The organism is Azospirillum oleiclasticum, from assembly GCF_013423485.1.
GTDB classification, from domain to species: Bacteria; Pseudomonadota; Alphaproteobacteria; order Azospirillales; family Azospirillaceae; genus Azospirillum; species Azospirillum oleiclasticum.
Genome location: NZ_JABFFR010000028.1, coordinates 1 through 26,075 on the forward strand (window position 1 = coordinate 1; position 26,075 = coordinate 26,075).

31 protein-coding genes are annotated in these 26,075 nt (G+C 70.2%); 16 read left to right on the forward strand and 15 right to left on the reverse strand.

Annotated elements, in window-relative coordinates; translation table 11 throughout:
* Window positions 1-79: 79 nt before the first annotated feature.
* Complete coding sequence (locus HL658_RS25210; protein ID WP_211109844.1) at window positions 80-1,264, forward strand: ISNCY family transposase; 1,185 nt, start codon at window positions 80-82, stop codon at window positions 1,262-1,264.
* Between the two features lie 212 nt (window positions 1,265-1,476).
* Here the strand turns inward: HL658_RS25210 and HL658_RS25215 are convergent, their stop codons facing one another.
* The 5 genes from HL658_RS25215 to HL658_RS25235 are packed head-to-tail and all read right to left on the reverse strand — an operon-like array spanning window position 1,477 to window position 4,916.
* Window positions 1,477-2,193: a capsid assembly protein gene (locus HL658_RS25215; protein ID WP_180285434.1), complete on the reverse strand. Its 717-nt coding sequence runs from the start codon at window positions 2,191-2,193 to the stop codon at window positions 1,477-1,479.
* Between the two features lie 30 nt (window positions 2,194-2,223).
* On the reverse strand, window positions 2,224-2,490 hold the full coding sequence (locus tag HL658_RS25220) for a Bbp19 family protein (RefSeq protein WP_246337874.1): 267 nt from the start codon (window positions 2,488-2,490) through the stop codon (window positions 2,224-2,226).
* On the reverse strand, window positions 2,483-4,138 hold the full coding sequence (locus HL658_RS25225; RefSeq protein ID WP_180285433.1) for a portal protein: 1,656 nt from the start codon (window positions 4,136-4,138) through the stop codon (window positions 2,483-2,485). Before HL658_RS25225 ends, HL658_RS25220 begins: the two co-directional genes overlap by 8 nt.
* Window positions 4,135-4,554, reverse strand: coding sequence for a hypothetical protein (locus HL658_RS25230; protein WP_180285432.1), 420 nt, complete (start codon window positions 4,552-4,554; stop codon window positions 4,135-4,137). The genes HL658_RS25225 and HL658_RS25230 overlap by 4 nt, the downstream gene beginning before the upstream one ends.
* Window positions 4,551-4,916 (reverse strand): hypothetical protein, encoded by a 366-nt coding sequence (locus HL658_RS25235; protein WP_180285431.1) that lies wholly within the window; start codon window positions 4,914-4,916, stop codon window positions 4,551-4,553. The genes HL658_RS25230 and HL658_RS25235 overlap by 4 nt, the downstream gene beginning before the upstream one ends.
* A 176-nt stretch (window positions 4,917-5,092) precedes the next feature.
* On the opposite strand from HL658_RS25235, the gene HL658_RS25240 reads away from it, so the two are divergent.
* Window positions 5,093-5,725 carry a S24 family peptidase gene (locus tag HL658_RS25240; RefSeq protein WP_180285430.1) on the forward strand — a complete coding sequence of 211 codons (633 nt, stop codon included), beginning with the start codon at window positions 5,093-5,095 and terminating at the stop codon, window positions 5,723-5,725.
* An 85-nt stretch (window positions 5,726-5,810) separates the two neighbouring features.
* Entirely contained in the window at window positions 5,811-6,266 is a 456-nt protein-coding gene (locus HL658_RS25245) for a TerB family tellurite resistance protein (protein ID WP_180285429.1), read from the forward strand.
* Window positions 6,267-6,301: 35 nt separating this feature from the next.
* On the opposite strand, the gene HL658_RS25250 is transcribed toward HL658_RS25245, so the two are convergent.
* Window positions 6,302-7,156 (reverse strand): branched-chain amino acid aminotransferase, encoded by an 855-nt coding sequence (locus tag HL658_RS25250; RefSeq protein WP_180285428.1) that lies wholly within the window; start codon window positions 7,154-7,156, stop codon window positions 6,302-6,304.
* Between the two features lie 152 nt (window positions 7,157-7,308).
* On the opposite strand from HL658_RS25250, the gene HL658_RS25255 reads away from it, so the two are divergent.
* Window positions 7,309-7,479 (forward strand): hypothetical protein, encoded by a 171-nt coding sequence (locus HL658_RS25255; protein ID WP_180285427.1) that lies wholly within the window; start codon window positions 7,309-7,311, stop codon window positions 7,477-7,479.
* A 17-nt stretch (window positions 7,480-7,496) separates the two neighbouring features.
* Here the strand turns inward: HL658_RS25255 and HL658_RS25260 are convergent, their stop codons facing one another.
* Window positions 7,497-7,760 carry a hypothetical protein gene (locus tag HL658_RS25260; protein WP_180285426.1) on the reverse strand — a complete coding sequence of 88 codons (264 nt, stop codon included), beginning with the start codon at window positions 7,758-7,760 and terminating at the stop codon, window positions 7,497-7,499.
* A 141-nt stretch (window positions 7,761-7,901) separates the two neighbouring features.
* On the opposite strand from HL658_RS25260, the gene HL658_RS25265 reads away from it, so the two are divergent.
* From HL658_RS25265 to yihA, 6 genes are all read left to right on the forward strand, one after another.
* Window positions 7,902-8,924: an aspartate-semialdehyde dehydrogenase gene (locus tag HL658_RS25265; protein WP_180285425.1), complete on the forward strand. Its 1,023-nt coding sequence runs from the start codon at window positions 7,902-7,904 to the stop codon at window positions 8,922-8,924.
* Between the two features lie 143 nt (window positions 8,925-9,067).
* Window positions 9,068-9,202 carry a 50S ribosomal protein L34 gene (gene rpmH, locus HL658_RS25270; RefSeq protein WP_180285424.1) on the forward strand — a complete coding sequence of 45 codons (135 nt, stop codon included), beginning with the start codon at window positions 9,068-9,070 and terminating at the stop codon, window positions 9,200-9,202.
* Between the two features lie 8 nt (window positions 9,203-9,210).
* A complete protein-coding gene (gene rnpA / locus HL658_RS25275) occupies window positions 9,211-9,603 on the forward strand; it encodes a ribonuclease P protein component (RefSeq protein ID WP_180285423.1) in 393 nt (130 codons plus the stop codon).
* Window positions 9,600-9,884, forward strand: coding sequence for a membrane protein insertion efficiency factor YidD (gene yidD / locus HL658_RS25280; protein WP_180285422.1), 285 nt, complete (start codon window positions 9,600-9,602; stop codon window positions 9,882-9,884). Before rnpA ends, yidD begins: the two co-directional genes overlap by 4 nt.
* A 61-nt stretch (window positions 9,885-9,945) precedes the next feature.
* On the forward strand, window positions 9,946-11,703 hold the full coding sequence (yidC, locus tag HL658_RS25285) for a membrane protein insertase YidC (protein ID WP_180285421.1): 1,758 nt from the start codon (window positions 9,946-9,948) through the stop codon (window positions 11,701-11,703).
* A gap of 80 nt (window positions 11,704-11,783) precedes the next feature.
* On the forward strand, window positions 11,784-12,437 hold the full coding sequence (gene yihA / locus HL658_RS25290) for a ribosome biogenesis GTP-binding protein YihA/YsxC (protein ID WP_180285420.1): 654 nt from the start codon (window positions 11,784-11,786) through the stop codon (window positions 12,435-12,437).
* A 3-nt stretch (window positions 12,438-12,440) separates the two neighbouring features.
* Here the strand turns inward: yihA and HL658_RS25295 are convergent, their stop codons facing one another.
* Complete coding sequence (locus HL658_RS25295; protein ID WP_180285419.1) at window positions 12,441-12,878, reverse strand: MerR family DNA-binding protein; 438 nt, start codon at window positions 12,876-12,878, stop codon at window positions 12,441-12,443.
* Between the two features lie 117 nt (window positions 12,879-12,995).
* On the opposite strand from HL658_RS25295, the gene HL658_RS25300 reads away from it, so the two are divergent.
* On the forward strand, window positions 12,996-14,186 hold the full coding sequence (locus HL658_RS25300) for an MFS transporter (RefSeq protein WP_211109846.1): 1,191 nt from the start codon (window positions 12,996-12,998) through the stop codon (window positions 14,184-14,186).
* On the opposite strand, the gene HL658_RS25305 is transcribed toward HL658_RS25300, so the two are convergent.
* On the reverse strand, window positions 14,183-15,154 hold the full coding sequence (locus HL658_RS25305; RefSeq protein ID WP_180285417.1) for a lipid A deacylase LpxR family protein: 972 nt from the start codon (window positions 15,152-15,154) through the stop codon (window positions 14,183-14,185). The two genes, HL658_RS25300 and HL658_RS25305, sit on opposite strands and share 4 nt — an antisense overlap.
* Before the next feature lie 96 nt (window positions 15,155-15,250).
* Window positions 15,251-16,774, reverse strand: coding sequence for an AMP nucleosidase (locus tag HL658_RS25310; protein ID WP_180285416.1), 1,524 nt, complete (start codon window positions 16,772-16,774; stop codon window positions 15,251-15,253).
* A 194-nt stretch (window positions 16,775-16,968) separates the two neighbouring features.
* Between HL658_RS25310 and HL658_RS25315 the strand changes: the two genes are divergently transcribed.
* From HL658_RS25315 to HL658_RS25325, 3 genes are all read left to right on the forward strand, one after another.
* Window positions 16,969-18,867 (forward strand): hypothetical protein, encoded by a 1,899-nt coding sequence (locus tag HL658_RS25315; RefSeq protein ID WP_180287673.1) that lies wholly within the window; start codon window positions 16,969-16,971, stop codon window positions 18,865-18,867.
* A gap of 43 nt (window positions 18,868-18,910) precedes the next feature.
* Window positions 18,911-19,303 carry a hypothetical protein gene (locus HL658_RS25320; RefSeq protein ID WP_180285414.1) on the forward strand — a complete coding sequence of 131 codons (393 nt, stop codon included), beginning with the start codon at window positions 18,911-18,913 and terminating at the stop codon, window positions 19,301-19,303.
* A gap of 232 nt (window positions 19,304-19,535) precedes the next feature.
* Window positions 19,536-19,931 (forward strand): SAM-dependent methyltransferase, encoded by a 396-nt coding sequence (locus tag HL658_RS25325; protein WP_180287674.1) that lies wholly within the window; start codon window positions 19,536-19,538, stop codon window positions 19,929-19,931.
* Window positions 19,932-20,065: 134 nt separating this feature from the next.
* Here the strand turns inward: HL658_RS25325 and ftsY are convergent, their stop codons facing one another.
* From ftsY to dapF, 3 genes are read right to left on the reverse strand one after another with little or no spacing between them, the layout of a single operon-like run.
* Complete coding sequence (gene ftsY / locus HL658_RS25330) at window positions 20,066-21,232, reverse strand: signal recognition particle-docking protein FtsY (RefSeq protein WP_180285412.1); 1,167 nt, start codon at window positions 21,230-21,232, stop codon at window positions 20,066-20,068.
* A complete protein-coding gene (gene mtaB, locus HL658_RS25335) occupies window positions 21,229-22,524 on the reverse strand; it encodes a tRNA (N(6)-L-threonylcarbamoyladenosine(37)-C(2))-methylthiotransferase MtaB (RefSeq protein WP_180285411.1) in 1,296 nt (431 codons plus the stop codon). The genes ftsY and mtaB overlap by 4 nt, the downstream gene beginning before the upstream one ends.
* A complete protein-coding gene (dapF, locus tag HL658_RS25340) occupies window positions 22,521-23,354 on the reverse strand; it encodes a diaminopimelate epimerase (protein WP_180285410.1) in 834 nt (277 codons plus the stop codon). Before dapF ends, mtaB begins: the two co-directional genes overlap by 4 nt.
* An 86-nt stretch (window positions 23,355-23,440) precedes the next feature.
* On the opposite strand from dapF, the gene HL658_RS25345 reads away from it, so the two are divergent.
* Complete coding sequence (locus tag HL658_RS25345; RefSeq protein WP_180285409.1) at window positions 23,441-24,211, forward strand: TrmH family RNA methyltransferase; 771 nt, start codon at window positions 23,441-23,443, stop codon at window positions 24,209-24,211.
* Between the two features lie 22 nt (window positions 24,212-24,233).
* Here the strand turns inward: HL658_RS25345 and HL658_RS25350 are convergent, their stop codons facing one another.
* Window positions 24,234-24,530 (reverse strand): hypothetical protein, encoded by a 297-nt coding sequence (locus HL658_RS25350; protein ID WP_180285408.1) that lies wholly within the window; start codon window positions 24,528-24,530, stop codon window positions 24,234-24,236.
* Window positions 24,531-24,692: 162 nt separating this feature from the next.
* On the reverse strand, window positions 24,693-25,127 hold the full coding sequence (locus tag HL658_RS25355; protein ID WP_246337876.1) for a GtrA family protein: 435 nt from the start codon (window positions 25,125-25,127) through the stop codon (window positions 24,693-24,695).
* A 270-nt stretch (window positions 25,128-25,397) separates the two neighbouring features.
* Here HL658_RS25355 and leuD point away from each other — a divergent pair, with 270 nt between their 5' ends.
* Complete coding sequence (leuD, locus tag HL658_RS25360) at window positions 25,398-26,009, forward strand: 3-isopropylmalate dehydratase small subunit (protein WP_180285406.1); 612 nt, start codon at window positions 25,398-25,400, stop codon at window positions 26,007-26,009.
* The last annotated feature ends 66 nt before the right edge of the window (window positions 26,010-26,075 follow it).

Genomic DNA, 26,075 nt, shown 5'->3' on the forward strand with positions numbered 1-26,075 from the left:
TGTCGCTAGCATGTGAAGTGTCCGGGTTTTGTAGCAGGTGAACTGTCCGGTTTTAGAATGCGTCCAAAAGGGGGCGCTGATGGTCCGGACGGGGGTGCTGCAGGAGATCCGCATGCAGCGGTTCGAGGATGTGCATGAACGCTTCACGAAGGGTCGTCTGAGCGCGGCTGAGGCGGCGGAATGGCTTGGGGTTTCGGAGCGGACGTTTCGGCGCCAGCGGACCCGGTTCGAGGAGGAGGGGCTTTCGGGGCTGCTGGACCGCCGGCTTGGCAAGGCGAGCCCACACCGGGTTCCGGCGGACGAGACGGCGCGTGTGCTGGAGCTGTACCGGACGCGCTACACGGGGTGGACGGTGAAGCACTTCCACGAGCGGCTGGTGGAGCGTCACGGGCTGACGCGCAGCTACGGCTGGACCAAGAGCGTGCTGCACGCGGCTGGCCTGGTGCGCCCGGCGGTGAAGCGCTCGGCGCACCGCAAGAAGCGGCCGCGCCGCCCGGTGCCGGGGATGATGCTGCATCAGGACGGGTCGCAGCATCTGTGGCTGCCGGCGCTGGGGCGTGTGGTCGACCTGATCGTCACGCTGGACGATGCGACCTCGGAGATCTACTCGGCCTTCTTCGTCGAGGAGGAGGGCACCGCCAGCAGCTTCCAAGGCCTTCTGGAGGTGTTCCAGGCCAAGGGGCTGCCGTGCACGCTCTACACCGACCGGGGCAGCCACTACTTCCACACGCCGGCGGCCGGCGGCAAGGTGGACAAGGACACGCCCACCCAGGTCGGGCGGGCTCTGGACCAGCTCGGCGTGGAGCACATCCCGGCCTATTCGCCGGAGGCGCGCGGGCGCAGCGAACGGATGTTCGGCACGCTGCAAGGGCGGCTGGTGAACGAGCTGGCCGATGCGGGGATCACCACCCTGGAGGCGGCCAACCGCTTTCTGGCCGCGGACTACCTGCCCCGGCACAACGCTCGCTTCATGGTGGAGGCGGGCGAGCCGGGCAGCGCCTTCGTGCCGCTGCGCGGGGTCGATCTGGCCGAGATCCTGTGCCACCAGGAGGACCGCGTGGTCGCCCGCGACAACACGGTGCGCTTCGACGGCTTGGTGTTGCAGATCCCGCCCAGCCCGTGGCGGGCGCACTTCGTCAAATCCACCGTGCGCGTGCACCGCTATCCCGACGGACGGCTCGCCCTCTTCTACGGCCCACGCTGCATCGCCCGCTACGATGCCGCAGGCACCTTGCAGGAGGACGCCATTCCCCAGGCGGCGTGATCCCGCTCCACCCGCCCGCGTTTTGCCCCTGGGGGCATGCCCCCAGGGGCAAAACGCGAACAGAGCGGCCAACTCACATGTTACGAAAACCGGTCAACTTGACTTGTTACCGACATCATCTTTTCGTACAGGTGGACGTTTTTGGGCGTTTTGCGACGATTCGCGGCAATGGCGCGGGTCCGGCCCCCGCGGTGGCGGGGGCCGGGATCGGGTCAGTGGTCCGGGTAGAGTCGTTGGAACGCCTCGGTCACGCGGGCGACGACGGAGGGGTCGCGGTCGCGCCAGTAGCGCGGGTCGCGCATCAGGGCGTGCACGTCGCCGGCCGACGCGGCGGACGCGGCGGCGGCACCGCGCAGGGCCGACGGCTCGGCCCCGGTCATCATCCGGTGCAGCGCCATCACCCCCTCGTAGGTGGTCGACAACCCCTCCACCGCGGCCGGTGGCAGGTTGCGGCCGGCCCAGGCGAGCAGCTGGCGCGACACGTCGCGCCAGCGGTCCTCGCCGCCGAAATGCGACACCAGCCGCTCGACCTCGCGCTCCGCCTGCAGGTCGGCGGCCAGCTCGCGGATCATCGGGACCAGCCGTTCGGCGGCCAGATCATAGAGAAGCTGGGCCTGGTCGGGCGCGAATCCGGCGGCGTGCAGACGGCCGTTGATCTCCGGGTCGGGCTGGAACAGGCCGTGGTCGCAGGTGATGCTGTAGCCGTCGGGCGCCTCGGGCACGCCCAGCGCCCGGTGCAGCGTGGGGCGGTCGAGCGCGGCTGCCGGGTCGGTGGTCATCCGGGCGAGGCGGCTTTCCAGCTCGCGGTAGGCGGCGAGCAGCGCGTCGACGCGGATCGCCCCGGTGTCGGGATCAAGGAACGGCTCCGGCACCGGGGGCAAGGCGGGCGGCGGCGCGTTGGTCGCGGTGGGCAGCAGCGTGTTGGTCATGACGGGATCGGTCCTCCTTCGGTGAACGGGTCAGCGCTGGACGTCCCGGCCGCGCGCGGCCAGGGCGAGGATGGTGGCGACGAGCTGGCGCTGCCCCTCCAGATGGCGCAGCGCCGCGTCCGTCGCGTCGGGGCCGAGCGCACGCTCCAGCGTCATGGCGCGCAGCACGGCCAGCACCCGCGCCCCATCGGGGCCGGCGAAGCAGCGGGCGAAGGCGGGGGCGGGGTCGTCGGCGGCAACCGACGGCCGGCCGCCGCCGGGGCCGGCGAACCAGTCCCACCCGGCGGGCTCAGACATGCGCGGCCTCCATCGGGTCGGGGCGCAGGCCCGGTGCAGGGGCCGCAGCCGGGGCGATTGCCGGCGGCGTGGCGGAAAGGGCGGGGGCGGGCGGTGCCGGCGGCATCGGTGGCGGAGTGGCCGCACCCATCGCTGACGGCGGCATTGGTGACGGAGCCGCCGCGGGCGGCGGGGCGGCCCGGATCAGCTTGGCCGGAACCCCGAACGCCTCCCCCAGCCAGCGGGCGGCGGCCGGGGCGTCCACCGTGGCGAGCGCCTCGGGTCCCAGCGCCTGCGCCGTCTCCAGCCAGCGCAGGGTGGCGCGCACGTCGCGCTCCGCCTGCGCCTGGGCGAGCGGGGAGCGGTGCTGCAGCTCGACCAGCCGGCCGTCGATGGCGAAATCCGGGATCTCGCCGCGCCGACGCAGGATGGCGACGGCGCGCATCAGCAGCGGGGTCAGCAACTCCGCCTGGAGCCGGCCATAGGTGGCGCCGAGCAGCCGGGCCATCTCCGCCGTGCGCTCCATCACCTCGGTGGCGGTCATGCGGGCGTCGCCGACGGGGGCGAGGCGGTCGGCCAGCAGCGCGTGGCGGATGCGCGCGCGCAGGTCGTCGAGCACGAGCTGCGACACGTCGAACCGGCCGGGGTTGGCGAGCGGGGTCAGCCCGGCCGACCCCACCGCCTTGGGGATGATGGTGCCGGGCACCAGCCGGATGGTGGCCGGGTTCAGCACCCCGTCGTCGTCGGCCTGCCAGATGCCGGTGACGGCGACGCTGGCGTTCTTCAGCACCAGCTCCACCACCTTGTTGGCGGTCTTGATGTCGGGCAGCGCGGTCATGACGGGGGAGCGGCCATAGACCTCGCCCGGCGCCTTCAGCCAGCGGAAGCTGAGGAAGGGCGGCTGGGCGAAGCGCCCGTCGGCCAGCAGCGACGGGGCCGCCAGCCCGCTGTCCAGCACCACCGTCCAACGGTAGGCGACACCGTCCGGCAGCACCGTCTCCAGCACCGGGAAGCGGGTCTCCGGCTCCTCGCCGCCGCGGGCGGTGACCTCGTCCGGCAGGTCGGCGCCGGGGAAGCGGCTGGCGATCTGCGCCAGGGTCAGTTCGGCGCGGCGGAAGGTGCCGTCCAGGCGCCCCTCCGCCCCCTCCTCCAGCACCGCGTCGGCCAGCGGCACGGCGGTGAAGCGGAAGCCGGACGCGGCACCGGGGGCCGCCTCCTCCATCAGCAGACAGGCGGTGCCCACCGTGACCAAATCCAGGAAGGCCTGGTGCATCTCCACCGCGAAGTTGGAGCGGTCGATGTGGCCCTGCACGATGCCGGCGGCGCGGTCCAGCATGGGGGCGATGCGGTCGCGCTCGCCCCCGGCCAGTTCGGGTCCCGGCGAGAAGCCGAACCAGCGCGACCAGGGCGGGGTGAGCTGGGCCAGCAGGCTGGAGGCGAGCTGCTCCACCGCGTCCGGCGCGGTGCCGTCGAACAGCCGGTCGACCCGCCGCTCGCCGGGCGTGCCGGGGGTGAGGAAGGAGCGCCCGTTGGGCAGGGCGTAATCGTAGCAGTCCTGCCAGTGCGCCTCCCACGGGCCGCGGCGGCCCTTGGCGGTGCGGTAGCGTTCGAGCAGGGCGGCTGGTTCGGCCGGGTCGGGCTTTCGGGTCTTGGATGCGCGCGCGGTCATGGGGTGGCTCCCGGTGCGGGAAGGGCGTGGCGGTGGCGGGTCAGATGCCGATGGAGCTGCCAGGGGGTGAGCACGAAGGGGGCGTGCAGGCCGAGCACCCGCTTCACCGCCTCCACGCAGGTGAAGGGCGCCCAGGCCGCCGGGCGGGTGGCGTCGCGGTCCACCGCGGCCGGCACCACCGTCAGCCCCAGCCCGCGGAAGCGGTCGGGCAGGTCGGGCGTCTCGGCGCGCTCCAGCACGGCCACGTCGGTGCGCGGCGCCATTGGGTCGATCACCACCCAGTGGCGGCCGTCGTCCAGCGCCACCAGGCAATGGCGGAAGCCGGGGCGCAGCGGGCGTAGCCACCACAGCGCCGCCGCGCCGCTGAACACCACCCAGGCGCGGGGGGCCGGGGAGCCGGGGCGGGCGGCCTTCACTGGACGATGCCCTTGTCGCGCAGCACCGGGCCGATGCGATCGAACGCCTCGCACCAGAGCTGGCGGGCCCGGAACTCGCGCTCGCGCTGCGGGTCGGGGGCCAGCAGCCGGCGGCCGTAATGGACCAGCACATGCAGGTGGTCGCGCATGAGCTGGCGCTGGCGGTAGAGGCGGTCCACCGTGCGCATCACGTCGTCCGGCTCGCAGGGGCGGCGGATCAGCCCGCGCCCGGCCACCACGCGGGCGCCGGCCAGCTTCGCCTCCTGCGCCTGGACCGACCAGAACCACGCCTCCTCCGGGCTGGCGAAGGGCTCCCCTCCGGTGTCGTCGAGCAGGCGGGGGGCGGAATGGGCGCGTGCCATGGGGTGGATCTCCCTTCGTGTCCCGGGCGGCGGCGCGGTCGGGGGGTGCCGGTCGGTGTGCCGCACAGGGGTGGTTGCATTTATGTTCCCGTTATGTTCCATTTCGATCGAAGGATCAAGAAAAATATGAAAATGTTCCTAGGGACGGCATGAGGGGAATGTGAGACTATCGTCCCATGCTCAAACATGCGGACATCTGGCGGGCCATCGACCGCTTGGCGGCCCAACACGGGTTTTCGGCCTCGGGGCTCGCGCGGCGGGCCGGGCTGGATCCGACCACCTTCAACAAGAGCAAGCGGACCACCGGCGACGGGAAACTGCGCTGGCCATCGACGGAAAGCATCTCCAAGGTGCTGGACGCCACCGGCGCCTCCTTCGCGGAGTTCGTCGGCCTGGTGGGCGAGGCGCCGGCACAGGGTGCCATGCAGCGGGTGCCGGTGATCGGCTACGCGCAGGCGGGCAACGCCGGCTATTTCGACGATGCCGGCTACCCCGCGGGCAGCGGCTGGGACGAGCTTCTGTTCCCCAGCCTGGGTGACCCGCACGCCTACGCGCTGGAGGTCTCGGGCGACAGCATGGTGCCGGTCTACCGGGACGGCGACACCATCATCGTGTCCCCGGCGGCGCAGATCCGTCGTGGCGACCGGGTGGTGGTGCGCACGAAGGAGGGCGAGGTGATGGCCAAGCAGCTCATGCGCGAATCGGCGACGCGGGTGGAGCTGATGTCCATCAACCGCGACCACCCCGACCGGGTGATCCCGCGCACCGACATCGCCTGGATCGCGCGCATCATCTGGGCGAGCCAATAGGCCGCGTGCCGTCCTAGGACTGATTGCCGCTGATCCGGTGCGGAACCGTCATCGCCGGGACTGTGGGTTTGGGTGCGGGGGACCGATGCTGCTGCGCTGGTTCGGGCGGCTGATCGCCGAAAGCTACGACGACCTCGCCCGCGCGCTGGGCGTGCTTCCCCCGGAATCGCTGGACCTGATGGTGGACGCCGCGGCCCTCGTCGCCGCGTCCGACGGGCGCGAGGAAAGCCGCCGCGTCGCCCGTTCGGAGGCTACGGAGGCTCTGGCCCTGGCGCGCCAGCTTGGCAACCTCGACCGGCTGGGCATGGAAGCCTCGCGCCGTCGCTTCGAGCGCACCGTCGCCGAGCTGCACGACGGCGGGGAGGAGGCGCGGCGCCGGGTGATCGAACGGCTGCGCCCCCTGGCCGGCAATCCCGAACTGGCGCGGCTGGCGCTGCACACCGCCGGCACGGTGGCCGCGGTGGACGGCCAAGTGTCGGACGCCGAGCAGCGCATCATCGACCGCATCGCCGCCGAACTGGGCCTGCCGCCAGACGCCTGATCCCTCTGGCGCCTGATGCGTCATGGCCGACCGGCTCAGGTCCGCCGGTGCGCGAAGTCCCAATAGAGGCCGCGCGCCCGCTGGGCGACGGGGCCGGGCTGGAGATCGCGGTCCTCGACCCGCGTCACCGGCACCACCTTGGACCAGTTGCCGGTGGAGAAGACCTCGTCCGCCGCCATCACCTCGGCCCAGGTCAGCGTGCGCTCGCGCACATCCACCCCGTCGGCGCGCAGCAGCCCGATCACCCGCTGTCGGGTGATGCCGTTCAGGAAGGTGCCGTTCGGCACCGGGGTGGACACCACCCCGTCCTTGGCGATGAACAGGTTGGCGGTGGCGAACTCCGCCACGTTGCCGATGGGGTCCAGCAGGATCGCGTTGTCGAAGCCGCGCCCGCGCGCCTCCTTCAGCGCCAGCCCGGCGTTGGGGTAGAGGCAGGCGGCCTTGGCGTCGGTGGGGGCGGTGGCGGGGGCCGGGCGGCGGCGGCTCGACAGGCAGGCGGTGAAGCCGGCCGCGGTCGGCATCGGCGCCTCGTAGACCGACAGCACGAACTGCGTGCTGTCCGGATCGGCCATCACGAAGCCGGCGTCGGCGTAGAACATCGGCCGGATGTAGAGGGCCGCGTCGGCGGGGAAGCGGCGGATGCCCTCCCAGCACAGCTCCTCGATCTCGCCGGCGGTCAGCATGGGGGCCAGCCCCATGGCGTCGGCCGAGCGGATCACGCGGGCGCAGTGCAGGTCCAGGTCGGGGGCCACCCCCTCGAAGGCGCGGGCGCCGTCGAACACGCAGGAGGCGAGCCACAGGGCGTGCGTCATCGGCCCGACGATGGCCGGGTTCCCCTCGACCCATTCGCCCTTCACATGGTTCCACGCCTGGCCGGCGGTGCTGCCCATGACCCAGTCCTCCCTCATCTCGGCGGAATGTCCCTGTGCGAGCATAACCCCCGGTGGCACCCGGTCAATGCTTTAGGGCCGGCCCGCTTCACCGGAACGCATCGGCCGGGCGGCCGTTGTCGGGCTATGACCCGAATGCCCAAGGAGCCAGCATGCCGATCCCGACCGGACCCCGCCCGCTGCGGCCCGATCCCCTGCCCAATGACGACCTGCCGACGCGCGGTCCCGTGACCGACAACCCCGACCTGCCGACCCCGGCCCCGCCCGACCGCACGCCGGATCCGGTGCCCGGTCCCGACCTGCCGCCGGCGGTGCCGGCCTGATCCGGTGGACGTGACGGTCAGCGGTCGTACTTCTTCACGTTCTCGACCATCATCGTGTACATCTGCGAGATGAGGTCGGCCGGGCGCAGGCGGCCGAAGGGAATGTTCTCCTTCGCCCATTCGACCAGCCCGTCCGGCGGCCGCACCGGCACCACCTCGTAACGGGCCTTGCGCAGGGCCGCGACCACCGATTTCGCTTGCTTGCCGTAATCCTCGTTGAAGATGGACTTGTCGGCATCCTTGATCGCCTTGGCGATGATGTCTTCGAGCGGGCTCGGCATGGTCTTTCTTGACATCGGGGAGCGGGACGGCCAAGTCACGGTGCCATGCGGCGGGCGCGGTTGCAATTCCGTTGGATTCGGACCAGGCAGCCCCCCTCCATCCCGGCATCGGATGCCGTTACCAAGAGAAGGACTTCCGCCATGGGCTACAGGATCGCCGTGGTCGGCGCCACCGGCAACGTCGGACGGGAGATACTGACCACCCTGGCCGAACGCAACTTCCCGGCCGACGAGGTGATCGCGCTGGCCTCGGAGCGCTCGATCGGCACCGAGGTGTCCTTCGGCGAGGACGACGTCCTCAAGGTCCTTGATCTCGCCAGTTTCGATTTCCGCGGCATCGACATCGTGCTGTCCTCGCCGGGTGCCAAGGTGTCGGCCCAGTATTCGCCGAAGGCCGCCGCCGCCGGGGCGGTGGTCATCGACAACACCTCGCACTGGCGCATGGACCCCGACGTGCCGCTGGTGGTGCCGGAGGTGAACCCGCAAGCCGTCGCCGGCTTCCGCAAGAAGGGCATCATCGCCAACCCCAACTGCTCCACCATCCAGATGGTGGTGGCGCTGAAGCCGCTGCACGACCTCGCCACCATCCGCCGGGTGGTGGTCGCCACCTACCAGTCGGTGTCGGGTGCCGGCAAGGAGGGTATGGACGAGCTGTTCGAGCAGACCCGCGCCATCTACGTCAACGACCCCATCGAGAAGTCCAAGTTCACCAAGCAGATCGCCTTCAACGTCATCCCCCACATCGACGCGTTCATGGATGACGGCTACACGAAGGAAGAGTGGAAGATGAACGTCGAGACGAGGAAGATTCTCGATCCGCGCATCAAGGTCACGGCGACCTGCGTGCGCGTGCCGGTGTTCATCGGCCATTCCGAGGCGGTCAACGTGGAATTCGAGAAGCCGATCACGGTGGAGGAGGCGCACGCCGCCTGGCGCAAGGCCCCCGGCGTCACCCTGATCGACCACCGCGCCAACGAGGGCTACGTCACCCCGGTGGAATGCGCCGGCGACGACCCGGTCTTCATCAGCCGCGTGCGCGAGGACTTCACGGTGGAGAACGGCCTGTCCTTCTGGTGCGTGTCCGACAACCTGCGCAAGGGGGCCGCGCTCAACGCCGTGCAGATCGCCGAGGCGCTGATCGGCGGCGGGCATCTGGGCAAGTAAGCGCCCGGTTCCGGATCGGCGGTCGCCCGCGAAAGTCCCGCGGCGATCGCCGCTCACCGGATTGACTCGGGCATTCACTGCCTCTATACATCGCGGCTCGTTTTTCAAAACCGTGTTCGATCCGTCCGAAGAGGTACAGTGTCGTGAAACGCACCTTCCAGCCGAGCAAAATCGTGCGCAAGCGCCGGCATGGCTTCCGCGCCCGCATGGCCACCGTGGGTGGGCGCAAGGTGATCGCCCGTCGCCGGGCGCAGGGCCGCAAGGTTCTGAGCGCCTGAGCGCTGCGATGACGGCGCCGGGCCGTGGGGTCGGGCGCCTGAAGAAGCGGCCGGAATTTCTGGCCGTGGCCGGGACCAGACGCAAGCACGTCACCCCCGGCCTGATTTTGCAGGTGCGCCGACATGACGATCGACAGCGGCCCGCCCCCGGCGAGCCGCCGATTCGTGTTGGGCTGACGGCGAGCCGCAAGGTGGGCAACGCCGTGGTCCGCAACCGCGCCCGCCGCCGCCTGCGCGAGGCGGCGCGCCAGATCCTCTCCGTGCACGCCGCACCGGGGCACGACCTCGTGCTGATCGCGCGCGGCGGCACGGCGGAGCGGCCCTGGCCGGATCTTATCGGCGATCTGACCGCGGCGCTGAAGCGGCTGGGCCTGTGGCGCGAGGCGGAGGCACGGACGTGAGCCCGCTGGCGCTCCTGCTCACCGGCCTTGTCCATCTCTACCGCTGGACCTTGTCTCCGTTCGTCGGCATGCATTGCCGCTTCGATCCGACCTGTTCCAACTACGCCCTCGAGGCGCTATCTAAGCACGGGGCGATCCGGGGCGGCTGGTTGACGGTCCGGAGGCTTCTGCGTTGCCATCCCTGGGGCGGATGGGGCTACGACCCCGTTCCCGATCCGGGCGACCGGCGCCGCCACGGCACGGGACCGTCCGCGTCCCTGCCGTGCGACCACACCCATTGAGCCGGCCGGCGAGACGCCGTCCATAGGATCGAAAGGCCCGAGACGGAACCCCCGGGGAGCCATGACCGACCAACGCAACCTCATTCTCGCGATCGCCCTGTCGATCGCCATCCTCCTGGGCTTCCAGTATTTCTTCGAACACCCGAAGCAGCAGCAGCGACAGGCCGAGCAGGCCCGGCAACAGGCGCTCCAGACCGAGCAGACGCTGCCGGCACCCGGCACCGCCCCCACGGCACCCGGCACCGGCGCCGCGCCGACGGCTCCCGGCGGCCAGCCCGACGCCGTGCGCGACCGCGGCCAGCTTGTCGCCGAGCAGTTCCAGCAGGGGCAGCGCATCCGCGTGAACACCCCGGCCCTGCACGGCTCGATCAACCTGGTGGGCGGGCGGATCGACGACCTGACGCTGGCCGACTACCACGTCACCCCCGATCCGAAGAGCCCGGAGATCGTGCTGCTGGCTCCGGCGGCGGCGTCCGACGCCTACTACGCCGAGTTCGGCTGGGTGCCGGAGACTCCGGGCGTGCCGACGCCGAACGCCACCACCCGCTGGACGGTCCAGGGCACCCCGACGCTGACCCCCGACCAGCCGGTGACCATGAGCTGGGACAACGGCCAGGGCCTCGTCTTCGAGCGCACCGTCGCGGTCGACAAGAACTACATGTTCACGGTCACCCAGCGCGTGCGCAACACCGGGGCCGAGCCGGTGCGGCTGATGCCCTACAGCCTTGCCGCCCGCCACGGCACGCCGCAGACCGCCGGCTTCTACATCCTGCACGAGGGCCCGATCGGCGTGTTCGACGGCACGCTGCTGGAGGAGAAGTACGCCGACCTGAAGTCGGCCGGCACCGTGACGCGCCAGACCACCGGCGGCTGGATCGGCTTCACCGACAAGTACTGGCTGGTGTCGATCGTTCCCGACCAGCAGGAGGCGACCACCGCGCGCTTCCTCTACACCCAGCGCGGCGTCCAGGACCGCTACCAGATCGACACGCTGGGCAAGGTGCGGGAGGTGGCGCCGGGCGCCACCGTGGAGGACACCAGCCGCCTGTTCGCCGGTGCCAAGCAGGTGCGCCTGCTCGACGCCTACGAGAAGCAGTACGGCATCACCCGCTTCGACCGCGCCATCGACTTCGGCTGGTTCTATTTCCTGACCAAGCCGTTCTTCTACGCGCTGGATTTCCTGGCCGGCATGATCGGCAACTTCGGCGTGGCCATCCTGGTCTTCACCGTCTTCGTCAAGGCGCTCTTCTTCCCACTCGCCAACAAGTCCTACAAGGCGATGAGCAAGATGAAGAAGCTGCAGCCGGAGATGATGAAGCTGCGCGAGCGCTTCGGCGACGACAAGATGCGCATGAACCAGGAGATGATGGCGCTCTACAAGCGCGAGAAGGTCAACCCGGTCAGCGGCTGCCTGCCGATCCTGGTGCAGATCCCGGTGTTCTTCGCGCTGTACAAGGTGCTGTTCGTCACCATCGAGATGCGGCACGCGCCGTTCTTCGGCTGGATCAAGGACCTGTCGTCCCCCGATCCGACCACCATCTTCAACCTGTTCGGCCTGATCCCCTGGGATCCGCCCACCTTCCTGATGATCGGCATCTGGCCGCTGATCATGGGCGTGACCATGTGGCTGCAGCAGAAGATGAACCCGGCCCCGCCGGACCCGGTGCAGCAGAAGGTGTTCGCCATCCTGCCCTTCATGTTCACCTTCATGCTGGCCGGCTTCCCGGCGGGTCTGGTGATCTACTGGGCCTGGAACAACACCCTGTCGATCGCCCAGCAGTGGGTGATCATGCGCAAGGAAGGCGTGTCGATCACCTGATCGCACCGCCCGCCGCTATGGACACCCTCTCCCCCGTGGGGAGAGGGTGTTTCTGTTTGGACCACGAGGGGCCGCCCGCCATGACCACCCCCAGCCTGACCCGCAACCTCAGCGACGAGCAGATCGAAGCCGGGCGCCTGCTGTTCGCGCGCCCTTGCGACTTCGTGTGGGGGGCGGCCACCGCCGGCGACCTGCCCGAGGCGACGCTGCCGGAGGTCGCCTTCGCCGGCCGGTCCAACGTGGGCAAGTCCAGCCTCGTCAACGCGCTGACCGGCCGCAAGACGCTGGCCCGCACCTCCAACACGCCGGGCCGCACCCAGCAGCTCAATTTCTTCGAGCTGGGCGGGCGGCTGCGGTTGGTGGACATGCCCGGCTACGGCTACGCCCAGGAATCCAAGGAGAAGGTGGAGGCCTGGACCGACATGGTCCGCCGTTTCCTGCGCGGCCGGGTGACGCTGCGCCGCGCCCTGGTGCTGGTCGATTCGCGCCACGGGCTGAAACCCAATGATCTCGAGATCATGACCATGCTCGACCAGTCGGCCGTGCCCTACCTGATCGTGCTGACCAAGGCCGACAAGGTGAAGCCGCCGGCCCTGGCCGAGACCGAGCGCAAGACCGCCGCCGCGCTGAAGAAGCATCCCGCGGCCTTCCCCGAGGTGCACACCACCAGCTCCGAGACCGGATCGGGCATCCCGGAGCTTCGCGCCAGCCTCGCCGCGCTGGCCGAGGGCTGACGCTCACTCCGGCGTGGGCGGCGCCGGCCGGCCGCGCCGGCCGCGTCCTGCCTGCTTTCCCGCCACCTCGACCAGCCGCCGGAAGGTCGGGCATTCCAGGTGGGAGGGGGCGGGGCAGTCCGCCACATGGCGCAGCGTGTCCCGCAGCGCGGTCAGGCTGCGGATCTGCCGATCGATGGCGTCGGCCTTCTCGTGCAGCGCTGCGCGCGGCACCTCCGGCCGGCCGTCCTTGCCGAACATCCCCGCGATCTGATCCAGCGAGAAGCCCGCCAGCTTCGCCATCGCGATCAGCTTGAGCTGCAGCAGCACCTCCGGCGCGAACTGGCGGCGCAGGCCGTGCCGCGTCACCGACGCGATCAACCCGATCTCTTCGTAGTAGCGCAGAGCCGACGGCTTGACGCCGCTTTGGGCGGAGACGGTGCCGATGTCCAGGAATTTCACGCTTGACCTCAAGTCAGCTTGAATTCGTAGCCTGCTCCCGGACGATGATTCACGCAAGAGGGCAGACGGATGGAACGGGTGGAATTGGCCGGAACGGACCGGAGGGCATGGGGCATCATGGTGGCGCTGGCATCCGCGATGCTGCTGGCGTCGCTCGGCACCAGCATCGCCAACATCGCGTTGCCGACGCTGGCCGAAGCGTTTTCGGCACCCTTCGGCCAGGTCCAGGGAGTGGTCGTCGCCTATCTCGCCACCCTGACGGTTTCGGTCGTCATCGTCGGCCGGCTCGGCGACGTCCATGGTCTGACGCGCATGCTCCTGGTGGGGCTTGGCGTGTTCGCCGCCGCCTCTCTGCTGTGCGGCGTCGCGCCGACCCTGTGGGTGCTGATCGCGGCCAGGGCGCTCCAGGGGATCGGGGCCGCCTTCCTGATGACGCTGTCCATGGCGCTGATGCGCGAAACGGCGGGCGAGGCGCGCGTGGGGCGGGCCATGGGCCTGCTCGGCACCGTGTCGGCTCTCGGAACGGCGCTCGGCCCGGTGCTGGGTGGCGTGCTGATCCCGCTGGCCGGCTGGCGCGCGGTCTTTCTGGTGCAGGTTCCCCTGGCGGTGGCGGCCCTGGTCCTGACCGTCGCGTTGCTGCCGCGTGGCGCGGGCAAGGGCGAACCGGCTCGGCTGCGGCTGCGGGAGGTGATGGACCGGCGGGTCGCGCCGAATCTCCTCACCAATGTCCTGGTGGCCGCGGTGATGATGACGACGCTGGTGGTCGGCCCCTTCTATCTCGGCATCGGTCTTGGCCTGACGGAGGCCGTGGTGGGGCTCGTCATGGCCGTCGGTCCCGTGATCTCGATCGTCAGCGGGGTCCCCTCCGGCCGGCTGGTCGATGGCTGGGGCAGCCGGCGGGTGATGGCGGCCGGCCTTGTCCTGCTGGCCGCCGGGGCGTTCCTGATCGCGATCCTGCCCGGTCTGATCGGGGTTGCCGGCTATGTCCTCGCCATCGCGGTGCTGACGCCGGGTTACCAGCTCTTCCAGGCCGCCAACAACACGGCGGCACTCGCCGATGTCCCCAAGGACCGGCGCGGCACGGTGTCCGGCCTTCTCGGCCTGTCGCGGAACATCGGGCTGATCGTGGGCGCGTCGGTCATGGGGGCCGTCTTCGCGCTGGGTGCGGGCACGGCGAACGTCACCCTTGCCGACCCGGCGGCGATCGGTGCGGGGATGCGACTCGCCTTCCTGACCGCCGGGGGCCTGATGATCGCCGCGTTCCTGGTCGCGTCCGGAACGCTGTTCGGACGGGTGGCCCGCGCCTAGAACCGGAACGACACCCGCAGCGACCCGTACTTGGCGAAGCCCTGCTGTTCGGTGAACTCCGGCGTCGTCACGTTGTAGGCGGCGGTCAGGCTCAGCCAGTCGTACTTGACCGTCAGACCCGCCTGCACCGTCGCCACGCCGGGAATTTTGTCGACGCTCCGGCTGTCGCGGAACGTGTTGCCGTCCAGGAAGATGTTGCGGGCGATCAGCCGCGCTTCCGCGCTGGCGTAGAGGTACCAGGTGAATCCCTGGCCCACCGAATCCTGATAGGGGATGGGGGTGATGGGACGGTCCACCAGCGGGCCGATCAGCGGCTCCATGCCCTGGCCGAAGCGGATGGTGGCGCCGCCGCCGGCGAAGGTGACGATGTTGCCGACGCTGGCCAGCGCGTGCGGCGTCACGTCCATCTGGAACGGTCCCACCCGCTGCGGCTCCGCCGTGCGCCACGCCCGCTGGTAGGTCAGGACGATGCCCGGCTCGTTCTCCAGCTGGTGGCTCCAGCCTCGCGGGTATGTGGATCCGGACACGGCACGGTGCACGAACTTCTGCGTGTCCTCCGCCAGCGACAGCGGGCCGACCACGCCCAGGTCCAACTCGAAGGTGTCGGCCTGCGTCGCCTCCTCCGTAACCACGGACAGGCGGCCGTAGAGCCAGCCGGCGTAGGGCTGGTCCTTGGGGTCGGGGTTGACGCGCGACAGGTCGCGGGGGGTGAACATCTTCTGGCCCAGCGCGAAGCCGTAGCGCCGTCTGGTCGGCATGGCCGCACCTGGAACCTGGTCGGACAGCCAGTCGACGCCGCCGATCAGCCGCTCCGGGGTGATGTAATAGAGCTGGATGCCGTTGGTGTAATACTGGTCGTTGCCCGCGATGATGTCGTTGTCGAACCACACGCCAAAGGTCTGCGCCGCCGCCGGCGCCGCCCACATCATCCCCAGCGCCGTCACCGCCGCCGCACACCGGACCCGCATCCACCCGCTCCCGAAATCAGCACCATCGTCGCAGTGCGAGATAGGGCGCCGGAGGACAGCAGGGGCGAACTCTTTCGGGTTACCGCCGGCCGCCGCCTACTGGAAGGCCGCCTCGGCGAAGCTGCGCAGCTTGCGGGAATGCAGGGTTTCCATGCCCTGTTCGCGCAGCAGCTCCATCGCCAGCAGGCCGATCTTCAGATGCTGGTCCACCCGCTCGCGGTAGAAGCGGTCGGCCATGCCCGGCAGCTTGAGCTGCCCGTGCATCGGCTTGTCCGACACGCAGAGCAGGGTCCCGTAGGGCACCCGGAAGCGGAAGCCGTTGGCGGCGATGGTGGCGCTTTCCATGTCGAGCGCGATGGCCCGGCTCTGGCTGAAGCGTTCCAAAGGCTCGCGGTGGTCGCGCAGCTCCCAGTTGCGGTTGTCGATGGTCGCCACCGTGCCGGTGCGCATCACGCTCTTGCGGGCGTAGCCGGTCAGGCCGGTGACCCGCCCCACCGCCGTCTCCAGCGCCTGCTGCACCTCGGCCAGCGCCGGCACCGGGACCCAGGTGGGCAGGTCGGCGTCCAGCACATGGTCGTCGCGCACATAGCCGTGCGCCAGCACATAGTCGCCCAGCCGCTGGGTGGAGCGCAGGCCGGCGCAGTGGCCCAGCATGATCCAGGCGTGCGGACGCAGCACCGCGATGTGGTCGGTGATCGTCTTGGCGTTGGACGGGCCGACGCCGATGTTGACCAACGAGATCCCGTTCCCGTCCGGCCGGGTCAGGTGGTAGGCCGGCATCTGCGGCAGGCGGAGGCGGCGGGTCAGCGTCGCGTCGGCCGGGTCCGGCGCGCCGGGCAGGTTGCGGTTGTGGGTGACGATGTCCCACGGCTCGACGAAGCGGTCGTATTGCCGGCGGTAGTCCGCAAGCTCCGCGTCGTCCGTCGGCTCCATGATGTCGTGCGCCAGCCGGATGAACTCGTCCACATAGAACTGGTAGTTGGTGAACAGGACGAAGTTCTGGAAATCGTCCGGGTCGGTCGCCGTGTAGTGGCGCAGCCGGTGCAGCGAGAAATCCACCCGCGGGGCGGTGAACAGGGCCAGCGGCTTGGGCACGCCGTCCGCCGCCTCGAAGGTGCCATTGACGATGGTGTCGTCCATGCGGGCGAGGTCGGGCAGGTCGAACAGGTCCGGCAGCCGCGCCAGCCGCTCCGGCGTCAGGTCGCCTTCCACATGCATGCCGCGGGGAAAGGCGAAGTGGATGGGGATGGTCTCGGCGCTCACCCCCACCTCCAGCGGTATGCCGTGGTTGCGGATGAGCAAGCTGAGCTGCTCCCGGTAATAGCGGTCGAACAGGTCGGGCCGGGTCAGCGAGGTGGCGTAGCGTCCCGGCCCTTCGACGAAGCCGTAGGCGAGCCGCGAATCGACCGCCGCCCCGCTTTCCGTGGTCAACGACACATAGGGGTAATGCGCGCCGCTCCGCGCGTCCGCCTCCTCGCCGCGGGCGTAGGCCTGGAAACGGCCGCGCAGGAAGGCGGTGTTGTGGTCATGGATCCGGCGCACCGCCTCCAGCGCGTCGTCCGCGCTGTCGAAGCTGCCGACGGGGCCGGGGGGAAGCGGGGCGGTGGGGTTGGGACGCATGAATGCTCCGGCACCACGGGAAGGACGCGGCCCGTCACCGGCGGGCTTGGTCACAGTGTGTACCAACAGTGATCGGTCCGACAAGCGCGGGGGCCGCGCACCGCGAGAGGCGCCGGCCGTGCCGCGATACAACCGTTCGCCCACGCGTCCTTTGCCCCAATGCTCGCGGGTGATAGGATCGCCCGGACAGGCATATGGAAGTGCAACAGGAGCCGCCCGTGCCCTCCGAGCGCGCAACGGAAACCTTACACGCAGGCCGGTCGCTGACCCTGGCCTATGCCGCCCTTCAAGGTCTGCTCGCGATCCTCGCCAGTCTGGCGGCGTCGGGAATCCTGTTCGTATTCGTGATAGTCGGGATGGTTGGATTCATCTCCGACTTGAACGGCGTCTATACCCTGCCTCCGGCCGAGCAGATGGAGGTGTTCCGTACGGCGATCCGGGATACGGGCGAGCTCTGGAAGCTGTACGGCCTGACCGCCGGGACGATCGCAGTCATCGCCGGCGTGCTGCTGCTTGTCGGCATCCTGCGGCATCATCTGCGCCGCCGAGCCAAACGGGCGAAACGGCTCGACCATCCTGCGGTGACCGACCCGCTTCCGGAACCGCTGCGTGGTCGCGAGGTCTGGTCGACGCCCGGCGAGAACACGGCGGTCGAGCGATCGGCGATCGTTCTCAGTCCGCAGGCGGTGAAGCGGGCGCTGGCGGGGCGCGGTTACCGGTTCATCCTGTGGCACGAGTGGTTCCACGCGGCCACCGGCGACAACAGCTGGCGGGTGGCCGGCACTCTGTTCGGGCGCCTGGCGGCCCTGGTCGGTGCGGCGATCGCCACGGCCGTCGCGATCCTGCTGACCCCCATCTTCTGGGCTCCGGAGTGGCTGCGCCCCCTGCTCGTGCTGGGGATCGGGGTGGTGGTGTTCCAGGCGATGTACCGTTGGAACGGCGCCGCCGCCGCGGCCTTCGGGCAGATCAAGGAGTTCTCGGCGGACACCTTCGCCCATGACGGCAGTGGCGAGACCGCGGATCTCTGCTACGCGGGGGAAAAGCCGGCACCGCCGACCGGCTACCTGGTCCGCGCCAGCGATCCGAATCCGCAGGAGCGGTTGTCCTTCATCGAACGCCGGGCGACCGACCGCATCTTCGTGCTGGTGTCGTCGCTGCTGTTCAACTGGATCGTCCTTCGCCTCGTCTGCTGGGTGAGCGTCGGCCCGCTCGGCCTCATGGGCATGTCCATGGTGCTGGCGGTCGATGCGCTGATGGTGGCGGCCTTCGTCCTTCCTCTGCGCTGGGCCGCGGCATCCGGCGCACGCCCGCGCACCCTCCTCGGCTGGGCGCTGGTCGGCATGCCCGCTCTGCTGGCCTTCGGCGGGGTGGCGCCGCTGATCGCCTATTGGGTGATGGAGGTCGGCCCCTGGCTCGGCAGCGATCCGGCCTACAATGGGTGGATCGTCGGCCTCGCCTATCCCTGGATGCCGGCCGCGCTGATCCTGGTTACCGGCTGGATCCTGGCACGCCGCTGGACCGTCGAGGGCGCCCGGTCGATGACCGGTGGGGACGCCGAACCCGCGGCCCGTTCCGCTGCGGGGCGCGTGGCGCTTACAGAAGGAATGATCCGTGGCATCCATGCGGTCGGACGCATGCAGTCCTGGGTGGTCCTGCTGGTCGCCGGCTTGATCGGCAGCTACGCGATCCTCGTCACCTTCGTGTTCGGCCATGGCGGCAGTGCGTTCGACGTCGCCACCATCGTCACGCTCGCGATCGCCGCCTTCGCCGCCACCAACAACCTGGCCCAGATGCGCCGGCCCATCGAGAAGCGCCGCGCCTGGCCGCTGCTGCTGGAAGGTGGGTCGCTGTTCCTGGGCATCCTCTTCGGCATGTATCTGCTCTGGTACATCATCCCGCTGGTGTCGGAGGAGTTCCGCGGCCGGCTGGACACCGAGGCGCTCCAGCTCCGGCTGAACGACTGGCTGACCTCCTTGGATCTTTCACCGATGGTGGCCGATCCCGAACCGGTGCTTGTCGCCCTGCTGATCGGTCTGGCACCCTACCCGTTCCGCCTATGGTCGCTTCGCTGGAAAGCAAGGTCGGACCCTTGAAACGGATGGTCACACGGCGTCCTCCACAACAAGGCCCGCTACGATGACGACGAACAGCAACACCCTGGCACTGGCGCTGATCCGCGACGTTCTGGCCGAGGTCGCACCGGACGAGCTGGAGACCTTCGACCTGATCGGCGAGGGCATCCTGGAGACCGCCGAAACCGGCGGCGGCACCGTCGAGGAACCGAAGTTCGGCGAGATGTCGGACCTGATCCTGCAGATCCTCATCTTCCTCATTGCCGAACCCGTGCGCACCAAGGCCTACGAAATATTGGCAAGCCGTCAGGCGGACTGGGCGGCCAAGCTCCTGGACCACCTCAGGACGCATCAGGACCGTTGGTCGGGCGTCGAAGACAGCCGGAAGCGGCGCGCGTTCGAGGCACTGCTCCGTCGGCTCGAAGCATGGAGCAAGGGCAAGGACTCCGCGCCTTGAACGCGCCGTCGTCCCACGGCCCCCCCTTGACCCACGGCCCCCGTGACCTGGGGGAATCAACCGCCGCTCGACATTTCCGGCGCGACGCGCCAGTTTGCGGCGACCGTTCGGGCGGCGCGCGCCGTGCTGCCACAGCCGGACCGCACCGGCCTTCTGAGCCTGATGGCGGCCAGGGCCGGAGCCGAACGGGTGACCGGGTGCGGGATGAATCCGGCCGTCGCCGCCCTTGCCGGTGAGTTCACGCGACCTGCGGATCGGCGAGCACCTGGAACGGCCGGCCGACGTGATCGTGTCCGAGATCGTGGACCACGGGCTGCTGGCGGAAGGCGTCCCGCCGACCCGCCGGGACGCGGTGGCCCGCCTGCTGCGCCCCGGCGGCACGGTGATCCCGGCGGCGGGCTCCGTCATGGTCGCCCTGGGATTCGACCATTCGCTGGACAGGCGCCGCATGGCGACCCACGGCGGCTTCGACCTGTCGCGCTTCGACGCGCTGGCGGCGCCGTCCTACAGCGTGGAGGTCGGCCGGGAGGACCTGCATCTGGTGTCGGATGGGGCCGCGCTGTTCCGCTTCGCGTTCAGCCAGCCGGACCAATGGCCGCAGCCGGACGCCCGGTCCTGCTGGGGCTAGCTGCTCCGGCCGCTTCCGGGCCCCGTCACGCTCGCGGATGGCGAACCGGTGCGGATCGCCGGGCAGCACACGATCACCGCTGCCATCATCTGGATGGACCGCTGACGCGGACGCTTCCGCGACGGCGGCCTCTCTCAGCTCTCCAGCCCCATCAGCGACCGCGCGAAGGTCTTCGCCTCGAAGGGGCGGAGGTCGTGAACGCCCTCGCCCACGCCGATGGCGTGGACCGGCAGCTTGAACTTCTCGGCCAGCGCCACCAGCACGCCGCCGCGGGCGGAGCCGTCGAGCTTGGTGAGGATCAGGCCGCCGACACTGACCATGTCGCGGAACACCTCGACCTGGCTGTGGGCGTTCTGGCCGGTGGTGGCGTCCAGCGTCAGCAGAGTGGTGTGCGGGGCGGTCGGGTCGACCTTCTTGATGACGCGGACGATCTTGCGCAACTCGTCCATCAGCCCGGCCTTGTTCTGGAGCCGGCCGGCGGTGTCGATGAGCAGCACATCCACCCCCTCGGCCCGCGCCCGCTCCACCGCCTCGTAGGCGAGGCCGGCGGCGTCGGCCCCGGTGTCCTTCGCCACCACCGGGCAGCCGGTGCGCTCGCCCCAGATCTTGAGCTGGCTGACGGCGGCGGCGCGGAAGGTGTCGCCCGCCGCCAGCATGACCGTGCGCCCCTCCTCCCGGAACTGGCGGGCCAGCTTGCCGATGGTGGTGGTCTTGCCGGTGCCGTTGACGCCGACGACCAGGATCACGTGCGGTTTGAGGCTCGGATCGATGACCAGGGGCTTCGCCACCGGCTCGACGATCTTCGCCACTTCAGCGGCCAGGATGGTCTTCACCTCCTCCGGCCCGATCTCCTTGCCGAAGCGGGTGCGGGCCAGCTCCGCCGTGATCTTCGCGGCGGTCGTGGGGCCGAGGTCTGCGGTGATCAGCAGCTCCTCCAGCTCCTCCAGCGCCGCGTCGTCCAGCTTGCGCTTGGTGAAGATGCCGGTGATGCCCTCGGTCAGCCGGGAGGAGGATTTGGACAGCCCCTTTTTCAGTCGCGACAGCCAGCCCTTCTTCTTCGGCTCCGGCTCCTCGGGGGCGAGGGCGGCGGCCTGGGCCGGTGCGTGCTCGGGCTCGTCCTCGCGCTCCTCCGGCTTGTCGGGCGGGGCGATCGGGGGCGGGGCGGGTGTCTCGACCGCGGGCGGGGGCGGGGCCTCGCCGGGGACCTCCGGCTCCACGACCGGTTCCGGAACTGTCTGGTCGACGGCCTTCTCTGGCGCCTCGTCCTCGGGCTTCTTGCGGCCGAACCAGCGGAGGATCATGCGACGTTCCTTTCGACTGCGCTCTCGTCCCGCAACGGGCGACCGCGCAGTTCGTTGCCTTCGAGCCCGGTCACCAGCGCCTCGACCAGCGAACCCGCGGGGAGCACGGCGCCGAGGCGGATGGGGGCGAAATGTTCGGTGCGGCCGAGATCGTCCTTCTCGACCAGCACGGTCGCGCGGCGGCCGACCAGACCGGCCAGCGTGCGCGCGGCGGCCCGCTCCCCCGCCTCGCGCAGGCGGGCGGCGCGCTCGCGCCGGACGGAGCCGTGCACCTGCGGCATGCGGGCGGCGGGCGTTCCGGGCCGCGGGCTGTAGGGGAAGACGTGCAGCCAGGTCAGCCCGCACTCGTCCACCGCCGCCAGCGTGTTCTCGAACATCGCGTCGGTCTCGGTTGGGAAGCCGGCGATCAGGTCGGCCCCGAACACCATGTCGGGCCGCAGGCTCCGCGCCCGCTCACAAAAAGCTATCGCGTCGGCGCGCAGATGGCGGCGCTTCATGCGCTTCAGCACCATGTCGTCGCCGGCCTGAAGGCTGAGATGCAGGTGCGGCATCAGCCGCGGCTCCTCGGCGATCAGGCGCCACAAATCGTCGTCGATTTCCACCGGGTCGAGGGAGGACAGGCGCAGCCGCGGCAGCTCCGGCACCAGCGCCAGCAGCCGCCGCACCATCTGCCCCAAGGTCGGGGCGCCCGGCAGGTCGGGGCCGTAGCTGGTGATGTCCACGCCGGACAGCACCACCTCGTTGTAGCCGGCGGCGACCAGGGCGCGCACCTGCTCCACCACCCGGCCGATGGGGACGGAGCGCGACGGCCCGCGGCCGAAGGGGATGATGCAGAAGGTGCAGCGGTGGTCGCAGCCCTGCTGCACCTGGATGAAGGCGCGGGCGCGGTCCTCGAAGCCGGCGATCAGATGGGCGGCCGTCTCGCGCACCGCCATGATGTCGTTGACCGCCACCCGCTCGGCCGGGGCGAGACCCCAACTTTCGGGCTGCAGCTTCTCCTGGTTGCCGAGGACCTGATCCACCTCCGGCATGGCGGCGAAGCGGGCGGGGTCGATCTGGGCGGCGCAGCCGGTGACGACGATGCGGGCGTCCGGGTTTTCCCGCCGCAGCTTGCGGATCGTCTGGCGCGCCTGCCGCTCGGCCTCCGACGTGACGGCGCAGGTGTTGACGATCACCACACGGTCGAGCCCGGCGGCGCGCACATGCCCGCGCATCACCTCCGACTCGTAGGCGTTGAGCCGGCAGCCGAAGGTGACGATCTCGGGGTCGCGGGGGGTGGTGCCGTCGCTCATGTCCCGCCCAGACCGGCCGACAGCCGGCCGGTGAAGCTGTGGGCGACCGGGCCGGTCATCAGGACGTGGCCGTTCTCCAGCCACTCGATGGTGAGCGTGCCGCCGTCGAGCACCACGTCGGCCTTGCGGGCGGTCAGGCCGCGACGGATGGCGGCGACCGCCGTCGCGCAGGCGCCGCTGCCGCAGGCCTGGGTGATGCCGGCGCCGCGCTCCCACACCCGCATGCGGATGCGGGTGGGCGACAGCACCGTCGCGAACTCCACATTCGTGCGCTCGGGGAAGGCGGCGTGATGTTCGAGCGCCGGGCCGACCTCGGCCAGCGGCACCGCCTCGGCATCGTCGACGAAGAAAACGGCGTGCGGGTTGCCCATGCTCACCGCCACCGGGCCGGCGAAGCCGCCATGCTCCACGTCGAGCCGCAGCGTGTCGGCAGGGCCGGCCAGCGGAATCTCGTTCCAGGCGAGGCGCGCCGGCCCCATGTCCACCGTCACCGTCCCGGCGGGGCCGCGGGTGGCCTCCAGCACACCGGCGTTGGTTTCGAAGCGGGCACGGTCGGCTCCCGCCTCCTCCATCAGCAGCCAGCCGACGCAGCGGGACGCGTTGCCGCACGCCGACACCTCGCTGCCGTCGGCGTTGTGGATGCGCATGAAGCCGGAGACGCCGGGGGTGACGGCGGGATTCAGCACGATGAACTGGTCGCAGCCCACGCCGGTCCGGCGGTCGGCAATGGCGCGCACCTCGGCCTCGCTGGGGGCGTAGGGTTCACGGCGGGCGTCGATCACGACGAAGTCGTTGCCGAGCCCATGCATTTTCAGGAATTCCCGCATCATGACGCCGTTATATGGCGACCCTGGCCCGCGAGTCCATGCCCGGCGGGGCTTGCGGCGGGTCGCCCGGCCCACTATTGACGGAGGTCATGAGCCGTGACCGCCTCCGCACCCTGGAAAGCCCGCAGAACCCGCAGTTCAAGCTGTGGGAGGCGGTGCTGGACGGGCGCGGCATCAGGAAGCACGGGCATTTCCTGCTGTCCGGCCGCAAGACGGTGCCGGAGGCGCTGGCCGCGCACCCCGGCCGCTTCGTCGCCGCGCTGTCGGTTGGCGCGGACGCGCTCGCCGCCTTGACGCTGCCGCCCGGCGTCGCCCCTTATCTGTTGGCGAAGCCGCTGTTCGAGCGGCTGGACGTGGCCGGGACCGGCTTCCCCCTCCTGGTCGGCACGGTGCCGGAGATGCCGGCACTCGACCCGTCGCAGCCGCCACAGGGGCTGGAGCTGGTCTGCGCATTGGGCGACCCCAACAATCTGGGAGCCGCGCTGCGCAGCGCGGCGGCCTTCGGCGCGCGCCGGGTGGTGCTGATGGCGGAAGCGGCACACCCCTTCCACCCCCGCTGCCTGCGCGCCGCCGCCAACGCCCCCTTCGCGCTGACGCTGCTGCGCGGCCCGTCCTGGGCGGAGCTTGGCGGCATCGCCGGGCCGGTGCTGGCGCTGGATGGCGGTGGCGAGGATCTGACGCGATTCGACTGGCCGCGCGACCTGCGGCTGGTGCTGGGGGAGGAGGGGCAGGGGCTGCCCGACGGGCTGCCCCTGCGCCGCCTCGCCGTGCCCACCACCGGGGCGGTGGAGTCGCTGAACGCCACCGTGGCGGCCAGCTTGGCGCTGTTCGCCCATTTCACGCGGTGGCGGCCCTATTGACGGCGAAACGGCTGGCAGGGCCTCAAGGCCCGGCCAGCACGCTGTTCATCGCCTCGTCTTCCACGGGGTCGATCGGATCCTCCGGCGCGTGGCGGTCCCCAACCGCCGGACGCGCCGGAATGGTGCCGGTCGTCTCCCAAACATCCATCGCCCAGTCGGCGCCGCCATAGGCGGCGGATTCCAACGAGCGCACGGTGGACGGCATTCCAGCCGTCGACGTGGCCGTCGAGTTGGCCGACGCGACCGTCAGACCGCCCAGCGCGACGACGACCGCCATCACGCCCGCGGCCCACGCCGCGATCACATCCTTCATGGTCATCGGGGTACCCTGCCTGTCGTAACGTCATTCGGGACGGCGGCCCCCGCTCACGCCGTCACTCTCCTTGAGGTGGCAAGGTCCTGTCGCGGGACAAGGTGCTGCGGTGCGGAAAAGAGGTGCATGTCCGCAAGCACAGCCATGCATGCGCCGGATGGCGGGCGGTCATGCGCCTCGGAACACCAGCGTGCGCGACGCCGTGAAATTGAAGCCCAGCCCGGCGAGCGACCCCACGGCCACCGCCGCTTCCGGCACCGCCGCGAAGAAGCCGACACCGCTCACCAGCGCCGCGTAGACGCCATAGTTCACGGCGCCGCCGACGGCGTTGGCGGCCAGGAACTTCGCCCACTGCCGGTGTGCCGCCTCCGGCCGGGCGCCGCGGAAGGTGAAGGCGCGGTTCAGCACCCAGGTCGTCGTCGCGGCAACCAGGAACGACACGGCACGCGCCGCATAGGGATTGAGCCCGGCCCCGCGCAGGCACAGCCACACCACCGCCATGTCCACCAACAGCCCGATCACCCCGACCCCCCCGAAGGCGCCGAGCTGGCGGACGAGATGGCCGAAACGGCCGGGCAACAGGCTGGCAAGGTCGGTCATCATCGCTCGTTCATGCTCGCTTCATGTGCCACGGGATAGCCCGCCGACGGCGTGGCCGCAACCGCCGGATGGACGCAGCCTGACCGGCCCCGTCGGCATGCACCACCATGGGAAGAATCTTTCCTTCCGATGCGTCGCGCCATGTGCTTTCGCACCCGACGGGCCGGAAATGTGGCAAGCTTCCTTTTGCATTGGCGCAGCCGGAATGCTATTCACCGTCTCCCCGGTGCGGGGCACCCCGTGCCGCTTCCTTGCTCGACAGGTTACCGGCCCATGGAACCCTTCTCCGTTCTTACCGGCGTTGCCGCCCCGCTGCCGATGATCAACGTCGATACCGACATGATCATTCCCAAGCAGTTCCTGAAGACCATCAAGCGCACCGGGCTCGGCAAGCACCTGTTCGAGGAGATGCGCTACACCGCCGACGGGCAGGAGATCTACGGCTTCGTCCTGAACAAGCCGGCCTACCGCAAGGCCTCGATCCTGGTTTCCGGCGAGAATTTCGGCTGCGGCTCCTCGCGCGAGCACGCGCCGTGGGCCCTGCTCGATTTCGGCATCCGCTGCGTCATCGCGCCGAGCTTCGCCGACATCTTCTACAACAACTGCTTCAAGAACGGCATCCTGCCGATCAAGCTGCCGAAGGAGCAGGTGGACCTGCTGCTGGACGACGCCTCGCGCGGCGCCAACGCGGTGGTCACCATCGACCTGGAGAAGCAGGAGATCACGGGGCCGGACGGCGGCCGCATCCCCTTCGAGGTGGACCCGTTCCGCAAGCACTGCCTGCTCAATGGCCTGGACGACATCGGGCTGACCATGCAGCAGGCCGCGACCATCGACGCCTACGAGGGCGCGCAGCGCGGCAGCCAGCCCTGGATGTGGGGCTGACCTCTTACGGACATACGCCATCGTTTCGTTGAGCGGGCGTTGCCACCGTCATCACCTGAGCCATCG